The following is a 13,017-nucleotide window of genomic DNA, read 5'->3' on the forward strand; positions in this document are numbered from 1 at the left end:
GCAGGCCCACTACCCGCCGGGGGTCGAGACGCGCGGCGCTCAAGGCTGGTCGGACGTGCGGATGGAGACGTCGATCTGGTCCAGGCGCCAGTCCAGCGCCTGCGCGATCGCGCGCACTTCCTCAACCTGCGCGGCGGTGAGCGTGCGGTTGTGCAGCAGCACGATGCCCGACAGGTGGAAGCCCTCCTCGTGCAGGCGCACCGCGCAGCCGTCCATCCACGGCAGCGCCGAGATCTCGGCGCACAGCCGGTCGGGCAGGGGGTCGGGCGCGTCGCGTTCGAGTTCCTGCGGGCGTGCGTCGTGCAGGTCCCGCACCGCGCCGCGCAGGTTGCTGGCGCCGTCGTGCAGGATGCTGCCGGCGATCACCAGCGCGGCCACGGCGTCGGCCCACCACAGGCCGAAGCCGATGCCGGCCACGCCGGCAATGCCGGCGAGGGCGGTCATCCAGTCGGCCTTGCCCATGTCGGCGTCGGTGTGCAGCGGCTTGAGCGACAGCTGCCTGGCCAGCTTCAGCTTCTTGCGCCCGAGGATGATCGGCGGCACGGCGGAGACCGCCAGTGCCGCGATCATCACCCAGCCCTGCCAGATCACGTGGCCGGCGACCACTATCGATCCGACCACCGGGCGGGTGGCGGTGAGCAGGGTGTGCAGGCCGTCGTAGACCAGCGCCAGGCCGACGCCGGCGAGCGCCACCGCCGAGATCAGGAAGTTGATGTCGAAGGCGCGTTCGCGACCGGTGATGTACTCGGCATCCACGCCCTTGCGGCGGAAACGGCTGGCGACGAGGAACGCGATCGCCGGCACCAGGCTCAGCAGGTCCTCGACCAGGGCGGTCTTCATCGCCTGCGAGCCGCCCATCGCCGCGAACATCAGCGCCGAGACCAGCGACATCCACAGCAGGGTCCACCAGCACAGGCGCTCGGCCCGGTGCAGGGCCTGGCGCTGCCGCTCGGGCAGCTCGCGCGGTGGCGGACGCAGGGCGTCGTCGCTCATTGCGCGCCCTCGCGCCCGACCAGGTGGCGGTCGAACGCCAGGTGCCAGGCCGGCTGGCCCGGCGGGAGCGCGACGCGGCGTTCGGGCATCGGCCCGTCCGCGGAGGCGCGCAGCCCGAGCGGACGCGACCAGCCCACCTTCGGCTTCCACGGCGAATCGGGATGGTGGCCCCCGACCACGGCGTGCAGCCGCGCGCGCTCCAGGTCGCCCATCAGCGCGTCGTGGCTGCCCGGCAGCCAGGTGATGCGGTAGCCGTGCGCATCGGCGAAGCGGCGCACCAGGTCGGCCTCCGGTCCGCCGACCGAACCGTCGGCGGCCACCAGCAGCCAGGGCGGATCGTGGCTGGCGCCCACGCGCATGCCCTGCGCCTCGGCCTGGGCGCGCATGTCGTCGGCATCGCGCGGGTATTCGCCGCAGCCGGACAGGGTGAGCAGGGCGGCGAGGGCGCAGGCGGGGGCGATGAACGAGTGGACCATGGCGGCCTTATGGACGCAGTCGGGTGAACGGGCTGTCACCTCGCCCCTGTGTGCGTGCATCCGGGCCGTCGATCGCGCTGCAAGCGCACCCGGTGCGCGTCGCGATCCGCGCAGACGCGCCGCGAACGCCCGGCATGCGATCGTGCCCGGCAGTCCACGCCTTCGCGGGTCGCCGAGCATGCATCTGGTCCAGTTGTTCCTGCCGCTGCGAGACAACGCGGGCCACGCGTTTCCCCGCAGCCACTACGACACGGTCCGCACCGAGCTTACCGACCTGTTCGGCGGCGTCACCGCGTTCGTGCGCGCGCCCGCGGCCGGCGCCTGGCAGGACGAGGACGGCACCGTCCAGCGAGACGAGGTGGTGCTGGTGGAAGTGATGGCGGCGCAGGTCGATCACGGCTGGTGGGCGGCCTATCGGGAGCAGCTGCAGCGCCGTTTCGACCAGGACGAAGTGCTGGTGCGGGCCATGGCGGTGGAACGGCTGTAGGCCGCGCGGGACCCGGGTCGCCTGCGGTTGGCAGTCCGCACCGCGGCGCCGGCACGGTCGCGGACGCAATGCCGCTTTCACGGCGGCCTGTTCATAGTCGTCTGCACAAACCTGTATCGGCGTCCGTTCCCGGCGGCCGCGTGCAGGGTTCCACCCCACCTCCACAGCGGTCCCGCGCGGACCGGAAGGTCAGGAGATATGCCAGTCGATCCAAACGACGGGGACCTGCGGGTTTCCACCGGCAACCCCGGCCTGGACGACATCCTCGGCGGCGGCCTCGACGCCGACCGCATGTACCTGTACGAAGGCCGGCCAGGCGCCGGCAAGACCACGCTCGCACTGCAGTTCCTGCTTGACGGCGCGCGCCGCGGCGAGCGCGTGCTCTACATCACCCTGTCGGAAACCGAACGCGAACTGCAGCTGGTCGCGCGGCGCCATGGCTGGAGCCTGGAAGGCGTGGAGATCGCCGAACTGGTGCCGCCCGAGACCCTGCTCGACCAGAGCCAGGAGATCACCCTGCTGCATCCGGCCGAACTGGAACTGGGCGAGACCACGCGCCTGATCCTGGAGCGCGTGCGGTCTTCCAATCCCAGCCGCCTGGTCATCGACAGCCTGTCGGAGCTGCGCCTGCTGGCGCAGAACCCGCTGCGCTACCGCCGCCAGGTGCTGTCGCTCAAGCAGTTCTTCGCCAGCCGCAACTGCACCGTGGTGCTGCTGGACGACAAGACCTCGCAGCAGAACGACCTGCAGCTGCACTCGATCTCGCATGGCGTGGTGCTGCTCGAGCAGCTGGCCATCGACTACGGCGCCGAGCGCCGGCGGCTGCGCGTGATCAAGATGCGCGGGATCGATTTCCGCGGTGGCTTCCACGACATGAGGATCGTCAGGGGCGGGATCGAGGTGTACCCGAGGCTGGTGGCGTCCGAGCACCACGCCGACTTTTCCGGCGACTTCACCCCCAGCGGCAATGCCGGGCTGGACGCGCTGCTGGGCGGCGGCCTTGAGCGCGGCACCAATGCGCTGCTGATCGGCGCGGCCGGCGTGGGCAAGTCCTCGCTGGCGCTGACCTACACGCTGTCGGCGGCGGACCGCGGCGAGCGCAGCGCGATCTTCGCCTTCGACGAGGGCCGCGGCACCATCGAGGCGCGTTCGAAGGCGCTGGGCCTGGACCTCGCGCCCCGGATCGATGCGGGCATGGTCCTGTTCCAGCAGGTCGACCCGGCCGAGATGTCGCCCGGCGAGTTCGCCGCCATCGTGCGCAGGCGCGTCGAGGACGACGGCGTGCGCATGGTGGTGATCGACAGCCTCAACGGCTACCTCAACGCGATGCCGGACGAGCGCTTCCTGATCCTGCAGATGCACGAGCTGCTCACCTACCTGGCGCAACAGGGCGTGGTGACGATCCTGGTGCTGGCCCAGCACGGCATGGTGGGCGCGATGGAAACGCCGCTGGACATCAGTTACCTCAGCGACGCGGTGGTGATGCTGCGCTACTTCGAACATTCCGGCATGGTGCGGCGGGCGCTGTCGGTGGTGAAGAAGCGCAGCGGCTACCACGAGCAGAGCATCCGCGAGTTCCAGCTCGGCCCGCGCGGCCTGGTGGTCGGACCGCCGTTGACCGAATTCAGTGGCCTGCTGGCCGGAACGCCCGTGTATACCGGCAAGCCGGGACCGCTGCTGCCGGACGCGGCACGTGAGGGGGGCTGAACCGCAGGGCGGGATCGTCCTGATCCTCGCACCCACGGGCCGCGACGCGGGCGCCGCATCCGACCTGCTGCGGCGCGCGGGCATCGGTTCGCGGGTGTGCAGCGACTTCGCCGCCTTCACCGCCAGCCTCGACGAGGCCGACACCGCCTTCGTCGCCGAGGAGGGGCTGATCGGCCAGCGGCTCGACCTGCTGGCCGACTGGGTCCGGCGCCAGCCGCCCTGGTCGGACCTGCCGTTCGTGATGCTCACCAGCCGGCGCGAGCATCCGCGGGTGGCCGCCTGGCGCCAGCAGCAGGTTGAACGGCTCGGCAACGTCGCGCTGCTCGAACGCCCGGTGCAGCCGATCACCCTGGTCAGCGTGCTGCAGTCGGCGCTGCGCGCGCGCAGGCGCCAGCACGAGGTCCGTGCGCTGCTGGAAGCGCGCGAGGCCGCCGCGGCCGACCTCGAGGAGCAGGTGCAGAACCGGACGGTCAGGCTGCGCGAGCTCAACGCGCGACTGCGCGACGAGATCGCCGAGCGCGAGCGGGTGGAGGAATCGCTGCGCCATGCGCAGAAGATGGAGGCGCTGGGCCAGCTGACCGGCGGCGTCGCGCACGATTTCAACAACCTGCTGATGGTGATCAGCGCCGGCGTGGACATGCTGGAACGGCACGACGATCCGGCGCGCCGTAAGCGCTACCTGATCGCGATGCGGCATGCCTCCGAGCGCGGCGCCACGCTCACCCGCCAGCTGCTCACCTTCTCGCGCAGCCACGCGCTGCGTGCCGAGACGGTGTCGCTGCCGCGGCTGATCGGCGCCATGGGCGAACTGCTCGACCGCAGCCTGCGCGGCGACGTCGAGGTGGACGTGCAGCTGGCGCCGGAGCTGTGGCCGGTATTCGTCGACGCCGGCGAGTTCGAGCTGGCGATCCTCAACCTCGCGGTCAACGCGCGCGACGCGATGGACGGCAGCGGCCGCATCACCATCGCCGCCGACAATGTGGTGGATCCGGCCGCCACGGGCGCGCGCGAACTGGTGCGCCTGGTCGTGCGCGACACCGGCTCGGGCATGTCCGACGAGGTCAAGGCGCGCGTGTTCGAACCCTTCTTCACCACCAAGGACGTCGGCAAGGGCTCCGGCCTGGGGCTGGCCCAGGTGTACGGCTTCGCCAAGCAGTCCGGCGGCCAGGTGCTGATCGATTCGGCGGTGGGCGAGGGCACCGCGATCACCCTGCTGCTGCCCCGCTCGCGCCAGGCGCCGGCATCCGAACTGCCGGGTCCGCGGCGGAGCGAGGTGCCGGAGCCGGTACCGGGGCACTGCGTGCTGCTGGTGGAGGACGACGCCGAAGTCGCGACCCTGGTCGAGGAGATGCTGCGCACCATCGGCTACGACGTGGTCCACGCCAGGAGCGCGAAGGCGGCACTGGGCGCGCTGGCCGACGGGCGCAGGATCGACCTGGTGTTCTCCGACGTGATGATGCCCGGCGGCACCAACGGCATCGAGCTGGCCAGGGAAGTGCGGCGGCGCCGTCCAGGGCTGCCAGTGCTGCTCAGCAGCGGTTTCGCCGAATCGGTCGGCAGCGAAGCGCATGCCCTGGGCATCCCGCTGCTGCGCAAGCCCTACGCGATCGAGGAGCTGCGGCTGGCGATGCAGCAGCAGCTGGCGCCGGCGCGCGAGGACTAGGCCGGCGCCGCGTCGCGCCCGGGCGCACGGCGCGCGCGATTGCCGGGCTGCGGCATCATGCCGCGATGCAGACGCCGCTTCCTTCCCTGCCCGCACTTTCGCGCCCGGCCATCGCGCGCATGGCCTGGCCGATCATCCTGGCCAATGCCTCGGTGCCGCTGCTGGGTCTGGTGGATACCGCCGTCATCGGCCATTACGGCAGCACCGCCGGACTCGGCGGCCTCGCGCTGGGCGCGCTGCTGTTCAACTTCATCTACTGGAGCTTCGGCTTCCTGCGCATGGCCACCACCGGCTTCATCGCGCAGGCCGATGGCGCAGGCGACGAGCCCGAGGTGCGCACCACGCTGGCGCGCTCGCTGCTGCTGGGCCTGGGCCTGGGCGTCGGACTGGTGCTGCTGCAGTGGCCGCTGCTGCAAGCCTACTTCGCGGTGATGGATGCCAGCGCGGCGGTGGAAGCCGCGGGCAGCGCGTACTTCGGCGCGCGGATCTGGGGCGCCCCCGCGGCGCTGGCGCTGTATGCGTTCAGCGGCGCCCTGGTCGGGCTGGGCCGGACCCGCACCCTGCTGCTGGTGCAGCTGCTCCTCAACGGCCTCAACGCCGCGCTCGACATGTACTTCGCCGGGGTGCTGGACCTGGGCGTGCGCGGCATCGGCCTGGGCACCGCGGTCGCCGAATGGACCACCTGCGCGGTGGCGGCGCTGGTGCTGTGGCGCATCCTGCGCGCGCGCCATCGCGACGGAGAGCGGTTCGTGCCGGTCGCCCGCCTGCGCGATGCCGCGCGACTGCGCAGGATGATGGCGGCCAACGGCGACATCATGCTGCGCACGCTGTGCCTGCTGGCCGGCTTCGGCTGGTTCGCCAGCCAGGGCGCGCGCTTTGGCGACGTGACGCTCGCGGCCAACCACCTGCTGCTGCAGCTGGTGTCGTTCAGCGCGTTCTTCCTCGACGGCTATGCGTTCGTGGCCGAGGCGCTGGTGGGCGCCGCGGTAGGTGCGCGCGACCTGCCGCGGCTGCGGCGTGCGGTCCGGCTGTCCAGCGAGCTGGCGCTGGTCACCGCCGCGGTCCTGGCACTCTCGATCTGGCTGCTGGGCGGATCCGTGGTGGCGCTGCTGGTGCCGCAGCCGGAGGTGGTCGCGTCCGCGCGTGCGCACCTGCCCTGGGCCGGGCTGTACGTGCTGCTGTCGGTGGCAGCGTTCCAGCTCGACGGGGTGTTCATCGGCGCCACCCGCACGCGCGAGATGCGCAACGCCGCCGTGGCGTCGCTGGCCGCGTTCGGCCTGTGCGCATGGCCGGCCGCGGCGGCCTGGGGCAACCACGGGCTGTGGGCGGCGTTCGTGCTGTTCGTGGTGGCGCGGGCGCTGGCGCTGCTGCCGTACTACCGCGCGCTGCAGCGCTCGCTTGCGGTGGCGGCGTGAGCGCAGCGCGGTGGTGCTGCCGCGACCTCAGTCCTCGAGCGAGGCCTGCAGGGCGGCGGCCAGCGCCGCGTCGCCGCTGACCAGCTCGCTCCAGCGCAGTTCCAGGCCCTTGCGCTTGCCCTTCGGCACCAGCTTCAGCCCGTCCGGGTCGATGGTGAGCGTGTACGGCGCGTCGTCGATCAGGACCTCGCGGCGCAGCGGCTTGTCGAGTGGCGTCATGCGGGTCGCCTCCTGGCGTTGGCGGGACGCCCATCTTCCCATCGGCGTCGTCGCGTCGGCGTTCCGTGCGTCGGACCGCCGGACTGGCGGCGTGCATCGCCCGCTCACGCGCGCGGCGCTAGCCTCGGGCGTCCCGCATGCAGGAGCGCGAGATGACAGCACGCAACGACAGCCAGCCGCGGCACCGCCAGGGCGGCGCGCCTGGCACCGACGATCTGGCGGAAGGCGCGACGCGCAAGCCGCACGCACCCGATCCGCAGGCGGGCCTGGACCGCGAAGTGGGCGACCTGGAGGATCCCGATGCCGAAGACGACGGCGCCTTGCCCGGGCGTGCGGGCGGTGGCCTGGCCGGGGCCTGACGCCGGCAGCATGCGCCGGCCCGGTAGCGGTCTGCATCGCCGCCGCTGAAGGCTCGCGCCGTCGATGGCCAGTGGACGCATCCGCATCGGCATTTCCGGCTGGCGCTACCCGCGCTGGCGTGGCCGTTTCTACCCGAAGGGCCTGGCGCAGCGGCGCGAGCTGGAACACGCCTCGCGCTGCTTCTCCACGGTCGAGCTCAACGGCAGCTTCTACTCGCTGCAGCATCCCGACAGCTACCGTCGCTGGTACGACGAGACGCCGGACGACTTCGTGTTCGCGGTCAAGGGCAGCCGCTACATCACCCACATGCTGCGGCTGCGCGGAGTGGAGCAGGCGCTGGCGACGTTCTACGCGCAGGGCCTGCTGGCGCTGGGGTCGAAGCTGGGGCCGTTCCTGTGGCAGTTCCCGGAACGGATGCGGTTCGACGCGGCCCGCATGGAAGCCTTCATCGAGCTGCTGCCGGCCGATACCGAAGCGGCATCGCGCCTGGCGGGCCGTCGCGACGCCTCGCGACTGAAGGGCCGCGCAGTCCTGACGCCGCGCGAGCACGGACCGCTGCGCCATGCCTTCGAGGTGCGCCACGAGAGCTTCGTCGATCCTCTGTTCGTCGACATGCTGCGCGCGCGCGGCATGGCGCTGGTGGTGGCCGATACCGCGGGCCGCTGGCCGTGGGTGGAGGAGGTGACCGGCGACTTCATGTACCTCCGCCTGCACGGCGACGCCGAACTGTATGTCAGCGGCTATGGCGAGGCGGCACTGGCGGACTGGGCGCGCCGGATCCGCGCATGGCAGCGCGGCGGGCAGCCGCGCGGCGCGCATCGCGCGACGGCTGCCGCGGTGCCGCGCATGCCGCGCGACGTGTACTGCTATTTCGACAACGACGCCAAGGTGCATGCCCCGTTCGACGCACTGGCGCTGGCGCAGCGGCTGGGCGAGGGGCCGGCGGGCGCCTGAGGCACGGCACTGCCCGTCCCGCGCAGCGGCCGACCATGTGTTGGCTACCACCGCAGAACTGCCCCCGGATCAGGGTGACACGGCGCGCCTGGGCGGCAGCTTCGCCAGCGCCGCCTCCAGTTCCTGCCGGCCGTAGGGCTTGGGCACCAGCAGCGCGCTGGCGTGGCGGTCGGGCAGGATGGATTCGCCGTAGCCGGACGCGAACACGAACGGGATGCCGCGGATGGCGAGCGCGTCGGCCACCGGGAAGGAGCGGGCGCCGCCGAGGTTGACGTCGAGGATCGCCAGGTCCGGCTCGTGGGCTTCCAGCGTCCGCAGCGCGGAATCCACCGAGTACGCGGACGCGACCACCTCGTAGCCCAGCTCGGGCAGCATGTCTTCGAGCACCATCACGAGCAGCGATTCGTCTTCGACGAGGAATACCTGGCGCATCATGGCGTGGCCTGCAGTTCGGGGAGGGGTGCTTCGACGCGGCAGCGCACGCCCTCGGGAAGGAAGGCCAGGTCCACCTTGCCGGCCATGTCGTGCTGCAGTCCACGCTGCAGCAGGCGGGTGCCGAACCCGACGCGCGCGGGCGGATGCACGACCGGGCCGCCGGACTCCTGCCAGTCCAGCACCAGACGCGCGCCGTCGCCGTCGCGTTCCAGCCACCAGTGGATGCGGACCCGACCCTGGGGGACGGACAGCGCGCCGTGCCGGGTCGCATTGCTGCACAGTTCGTGCAGCGCCATCGACAGCGCCACCGCGCGCCGGGGGTCCAGGCTCACCGCCGGACCCTGCATGTCCAGCCGCGTGCTGTCCCCGTCGAGGCAGTCGCCCATGGCCAGACGCACGATCTGCGCGAGCGGCGCCCCGGTCCATTTCTCGTGCGTGAGCATGTCGTGGGTGGCCGCCACCGTGCGCAGGCGCGACTCGATCATCGCGACGGCCTGGTCGTGGTCGCTGCAGGTGCGCAGCGTCTGCGACACCATCGACTGCACGATCGCCAGCGTGTTCTTCACCCGGTGGTTGAGCTCGTCGACCATCAGGCGCAGGTGCTCCTCGTGGCGGACGCGCTCGGTGATGTCGGTGGCCGCGCCGAACCATTCGGAGACGCTTCCGTCGCGCGCGTGCACCGGCACCGCGCGCGACTCGATCCAGGTCCATTCGCCGCTGCGCAGCGCCACGCGATGCTGCGACCGGTACGGCGTCAGGGTGTCGCGGGCCCGCTGCATGGCTTCCAGCGCCTGGGTCCGGTCCTCGGGGTGGATGCGTTCGGGCGACCAGCCCATGCGTTGGCCGCGCGGCAGGTCGGTGACGGCGTCCCCGCCCACCAGCTCGAGCTCGCGCCAGTCCGGGCAGAGCCGGAAGATCAGGTCGGAGCTGGCGTTGACGATCGCGCTCAGGCGCTGCTCGCTGCGGCGCAGCGCGTCTTCCTGTTGCTTGCGTTCGGTGACGTCGCGGGTGGTGCCGGCCACCGCTTCGACCTGCCCGTCGGGACCGAAGACGGGAATGAAGATGTAGTCGTAGACGCGCCAGCCCAGCGTGCTGTGATGGAAGGGCACGTCGTTGCGGATCGGGGCACGGGTGGCGACGACACGTTCGATCTCGTCGTCGTGCATCGCGGCGTGCCAGGGTTCGTAACCCAGTTCCAGGCAGGTCCTGCCCTGCGCCTGCTCCCACTCCAGGCCCCACATGGCCAGAAGCGCCGGGTTGGCATAGATGAAGCGGTGCTGCAGGTCGAAGACGTACACCAGGTCCGGGACGGCCGCCAGGATCGTCTCGTACAGGCGCAGCCTTGCATTTGCCTCGATGTGGTCCTGGGGCTCCAGCGGAGTGTCCAAGCGCTCTCCGCGCAGTTGTGCTTCCGCGCAAATCTACGAATCCGGCGTGGGGGTGCCGTGAATGCGGCCGTCGCGGCGGGCTGCGGCGCATCGGCGCAGCGGAATCTGCGCACGCGCGTGCGCTCACGCCGCGCCTCGCCCCCGCAGGGGCACAATGGCCGGCATTTTCCCGCCCCCGCAGCTCTTGTCCCCACAACGCCTGCTCCCGCTGATCATCGCCACCGCCCTGTTCATCGAGAACATGGATTCCACGGCGATTTCCACCTCGCTGCCGCAGATCGCGGCCGACCTGGGCGTGGAGCCGGTGGCGCTGAAGCTGGCGCTGACCACGTACATGCTGGCATTGGCGATCTTCATCCCGGTCAGCGGCTGGGTGGCCGACCGCTTTGGCGCCAAGCCGGTATTCATGGGCGCGATCGGCGTATTCCTGCTCGGTTCGCTCGGCTGCGCGGCGAGCGACGGACTGGGCGAACTGGTCGCGGGCCGCTTCGTGCAGGGCGTGGGCGGGGCGATGATGGTGCCGGTCGGGCGGCTGGTGCTGCTGCGCAGCGTGGAGAAGTCGGAACTGGTGCGCGCGCTCAGCTGGCTCACCGTGCCGGCGATGCTGGGGCCGATGCTGGGCCCGGTGCTCGGCGGAGCGATCACCACCTACGCGCACTGGCGCTTCATCTTCCTGATCAACCTGCCGATGGGCCTGCTCGGGATGTGGCTGGCGTGGCGCCACATCCCCATGCTGCGGCAGCCGGTCGGGCCGCTGGACTGGCGCGGCTTCCTGCTGTCGGCCGGTGGCCTGGCGCTGGCGATGTTCGGCCTGTCGGCGATCGGACGCGGCCTGGTGCCCGGTGTCGCGCTCGCAGGCGCCATGCTCCTGGGAACCGCGCTGCTCGCCGCCTACGTGCGCCATGCCGCTCGCCATCCGCACCCGCTGCTGCGGCTGGACCTGCTGCGCGTCCCGACTTACCGCGCCGGCGTGCTCGGCGGTTCGCTGTTCCGCATCGGCATCGGCGCCACGCCATTCCTGCTGCCGCTGATGCTGCAGCTGGGTTTCGGGCTCGATCCGCTCGAGTCGGGCCTGGTCACCTTCACCTCCACCGCCGGCGCGATGGTGATGAAGGTGGTGGCGCCGCGCATCTTGCGCATCTTCGGCTTCCGCCCGGTGCTGGTCTGGAATGGGCTGCTGGCGTCGCTGCTGCTGTGCGGCTTCGGCCTGTTCCGCGCCGACACGCCCTACGCGCTGATGGTGGGCGTGCTGCTGGCCAGCGGTTTCCTGCGCTCGCTGCAGTTCACCAGCATCAACGCCATCGCCTATGCCGAGATCGACCAGGCGCGCCTGAGCCAGGCCAGCAGCCTGGCCGCGATGGTGCAGCAGCTCTCGCTGGCGCTGGGCGTGACCCTGGGCGGCTTTGCACTGAGCATCGCCGGCCGGCTCACCGGTGCCGGCGACGACGCGCCGATCAACTTCACGTTCGCGTTCCTGACGGTGGGCCTGGTGTCGCTGGTGTCGGTGCTGCAGATGCGCAAGCTCGCGCCGGACGCGGGCGCGGAGATGGCGGGCCGCGCCGAGGCCGGTCGCGAAGTGAGCGAACCCAAGGCCGAGGGCCGGCCGCAGGCCTGAATGCGCGGCTCGCCCTCACGTGTCCTGCATCGGGGCCGGAGCAACGTGTGCCGCACCGCAGGAGCACGCAGATGACGAACAGACCGGACGACAACGGCATCGAACCGGAACCGCTGCCCCCCAGGCAGGAACCGCATCCGGCCAACCCGGAAAAACAGGCGCCCGGGCAGCGGCCGGGTGAGCAGCCGCGACAGGATCCGGGTTCCGGCCCGGATCGCGCACCGGACCGGCGGCCGCGCCAGGACTGAGCCTGGCGATCACGCAACCTCGAGCAATCAGGAGACCGCGATGACCGACAAGCACGACGACAGGCGCGCATCCACGCCCGCGCCGGACCAGCCCGACCGCGAGCCGCGCGCCTATCCGCACGGCAGTGGCGACCGCAACAGCTTCTCGCCGTTCGGCAAGGACCGCATGCCCCGTCACGAAGGCGGCGCGCAGCGGCACGCACCGCCGGATCCCGAAGCCGAAGGCGGACCGGACAAGGACCCGGCGTAAGGCGCGGGTCACGCCGCGTTGATGCGGCCTCGCCGAAGGTGGTGGCCCGATTCCCGATGACGGAGACAGCATGACCCTGGTTCCTTCCAATACCCTGGTGGTCGTTGCCGATGGCACCGGCGCGCGCCTGTTCCGCAACCGCGGCGACGAACGCGCGGTGGCGCTGCACCAGGTGGAACTGCGCGAACTGATGAACATGGACGACGACGGTCCTGCCGGGAGCATGCCCGGCGAGTCGACGGGCCAGCAGATCGACGAGGCCACCTTCGCCAAGCAGCTGGCGCTCGCGCTCAACGACGGCGCGCTCAAGCACCAGTACGAACACCTGGTGCTGGCGGCCGATCCCACCACGCTCGGGCGGATGCGTCCGCTGCTGCACAAGGAAGTGCAGGCGCGCCTGATCGTCGAGGTGCCCAAGACTCTCACCAATGCGCCGCTGGAGGACATCGAGCGCGCGCTGCGGGCGCCGCTTTGAGCTATCGCAACGAATACGAGGTGGTGGAGCCGGCGCGCGCGGACATCGATGCCGCGCCGGACCTGGTGCTGCTCGAGTTCGGCGCGCCGTGGTGCGGACACTGTCGCGCGGCGCAGCCGGCCCTGCGCGGGCTGCTCGAGGGCAGGGAAGGCGTGATCCATCTCAAGATCGAGGACGGGCGCGGCAAGCCACTGGGCCGCGCCTTCGGCGTGAAGCTGTGGCCGACGCTGGTGCTGCTGCGTTCGGGCGAGGAACTCGCGCGGGCGGTGCGTCCCGTCTCGCGGGCGGACCTGGAACCGCTGGAGCGCGTGCTGGAGGACTGAGCCGGTCGC

Annotated in this window: 16 protein-coding genes and 1 pseudogene; 11 read left to right on the forward strand and 6 right to left on the reverse strand. The window is 71.4% G+C overall.

Annotated features, from left to right (window positions below):
• Window positions 1-39: 39 nt before the first annotated feature.
• Window positions 40-993 carry a cation transporter gene (locus Q0863_RS02160; RefSeq protein ID WP_298574555.1) on the reverse strand — a complete coding sequence of 318 codons (954 nt, stop codon included), beginning with the start codon at window positions 991-993 and terminating at the stop codon, window positions 40-42.
• Window positions 990-1,469: an ABC transporter substrate-binding protein gene (locus tag Q0863_RS02165; protein WP_298574566.1), complete on the reverse strand. Its 480-nt coding sequence runs from the start codon at window positions 1,467-1,469 to the stop codon at window positions 990-992. The genes Q0863_RS02160 and Q0863_RS02165 overlap by 4 nt, the downstream gene beginning before the upstream one ends.
• 178 nt (window positions 1,470-1,647) lie before the next feature.
• On the opposite strand from Q0863_RS02165, the gene Q0863_RS02170 reads away from it, so the two are divergent.
• From Q0863_RS02170 to Q0863_RS02185, 4 genes are all read left to right on the forward strand, one after another.
• Entirely contained in the window at window positions 1,648-1,956 is a 309-nt protein-coding gene (locus Q0863_RS02170; RefSeq protein WP_298574574.1) for a hypothetical protein, read from the forward strand.
• A gap of 198 nt (window positions 1,957-2,154) precedes the next feature.
• Window positions 2,155-3,663 carry an ATPase domain-containing protein gene (locus Q0863_RS02175; RefSeq protein ID WP_298574583.1) on the forward strand — a complete coding sequence of 503 codons (1,509 nt, stop codon included), beginning with the start codon at window positions 2,155-2,157 and terminating at the stop codon, window positions 3,661-3,663.
• Window positions 3,650-5,326, forward strand: coding sequence for an ATP-binding protein (locus tag Q0863_RS02180; protein WP_298574587.1), 1,677 nt, complete (start codon window positions 3,650-3,652; stop codon window positions 5,324-5,326). The genes Q0863_RS02175 and Q0863_RS02180 overlap by 14 nt, the downstream gene beginning before the upstream one ends.
• A 65-nt stretch (window positions 5,327-5,391) precedes the next feature.
• The gene (locus Q0863_RS02185) at window positions 5,392-6,741 is read left to right on the forward strand and encodes an MATE family efflux transporter (RefSeq protein ID WP_298574596.1); all 1,350 of its coding nucleotides are present in this window, start codon (window positions 5,392-5,394) and stop codon (window positions 6,739-6,741) included.
• Between the two features lie 27 nt (window positions 6,742-6,768).
• On the opposite strand, the gene Q0863_RS02190 is transcribed toward Q0863_RS02185, so the two are convergent.
• Window positions 6,769-6,960 carry a hypothetical protein gene (locus Q0863_RS02190; RefSeq protein ID WP_298574604.1) on the reverse strand — a complete coding sequence of 64 codons (192 nt, stop codon included), beginning with the start codon at window positions 6,958-6,960 and terminating at the stop codon, window positions 6,769-6,771.
• A gap of 152 nt (window positions 6,961-7,112) precedes the next feature.
• Here Q0863_RS02190 and Q0863_RS02195 point away from each other — a divergent pair, with 152 nt between their 5' ends.
• Window positions 7,113-7,319: a hypothetical protein gene (locus Q0863_RS02195; RefSeq protein ID WP_298574609.1), complete on the forward strand. Its 207-nt coding sequence runs from the start codon at window positions 7,113-7,115 to the stop codon at window positions 7,317-7,319.
• Between the two features lie 64 nt (window positions 7,320-7,383).
• A complete protein-coding gene (locus Q0863_RS02200) occupies window positions 7,384-8,274 on the forward strand; it encodes a DUF72 domain-containing protein (protein WP_298574611.1) in 891 nt (296 codons plus the stop codon).
• Between the two features lie 69 nt (window positions 8,275-8,343).
• On the opposite strand, the gene Q0863_RS02205 is transcribed toward Q0863_RS02200, so the two are convergent.
• The 3 genes and pseudogenes from Q0863_RS02205 to Q0863_RS02215 all read right to left on the reverse strand — a co-directional run.
• On the reverse strand, window positions 8,344-8,709 hold the full coding sequence (locus Q0863_RS02205) for a response regulator (RefSeq protein WP_298574613.1): 366 nt from the start codon (window positions 8,707-8,709) through the stop codon (window positions 8,344-8,346).
• On the reverse strand, window positions 8,706-9,545 hold the full coding sequence (locus Q0863_RS02210; RefSeq protein ID WP_298575852.1) for an HWE histidine kinase domain-containing protein: 840 nt from the start codon (window positions 9,543-9,545) through the stop codon (window positions 8,706-8,708). Before Q0863_RS02210 ends, Q0863_RS02205 begins: the two co-directional genes overlap by 4 nt.
• 129 nt (window positions 9,546-9,674) lie before the next feature.
• Window positions 9,675-10,085 (reverse strand): annotated as a pseudogene (locus Q0863_RS02215) (PAS domain-containing protein); the annotation flags it as partial.
• Between the two features lie 196 nt (window positions 10,086-10,281).
• Here Q0863_RS02215 and Q0863_RS02220 point away from each other — a divergent pair.
• From Q0863_RS02220 to Q0863_RS02240, 5 genes are all read left to right on the forward strand, one after another.
• Window positions 10,282-11,712, forward strand: coding sequence for an MFS transporter (locus Q0863_RS02220; RefSeq protein WP_298574615.1), 1,431 nt, complete (start codon window positions 10,282-10,284; stop codon window positions 11,710-11,712).
• Between the two features lie 71 nt (window positions 11,713-11,783).
• A complete protein-coding gene (locus Q0863_RS02225) occupies window positions 11,784-11,960 on the forward strand; it encodes a hypothetical protein (RefSeq protein WP_298574617.1) in 177 nt (58 codons plus the stop codon).
• A 40-nt stretch (window positions 11,961-12,000) separates the two neighbouring features.
• Window positions 12,001-12,210: a hypothetical protein gene (locus Q0863_RS02230; RefSeq protein ID WP_298574619.1), complete on the forward strand. Its 210-nt coding sequence runs from the start codon at window positions 12,001-12,003 to the stop codon at window positions 12,208-12,210.
• 70 nt (window positions 12,211-12,280) lie between these two features.
• Window positions 12,281-12,685 (forward strand): host attachment family protein, encoded by a 405-nt coding sequence (locus Q0863_RS02235; RefSeq protein WP_298574621.1) that lies wholly within the window; start codon window positions 12,281-12,283, stop codon window positions 12,683-12,685.
• Complete coding sequence (locus tag Q0863_RS02240) at window positions 12,682-13,008, forward strand: thioredoxin family protein (RefSeq protein ID WP_298574623.1); 327 nt, start codon at window positions 12,682-12,684, stop codon at window positions 13,006-13,008. Before Q0863_RS02235 ends, Q0863_RS02240 begins: the two co-directional genes overlap by 4 nt.
• Window positions 13,009-13,017: the final 9 nt, after the last annotated feature.

The sequence above is a fragment of the uncultured Luteimonas sp. genome (assembly GCF_947492465.1).
GTDB lineage: Bacteria > Pseudomonadota > Gammaproteobacteria > Xanthomonadales > Xanthomonadaceae > Luteimonas.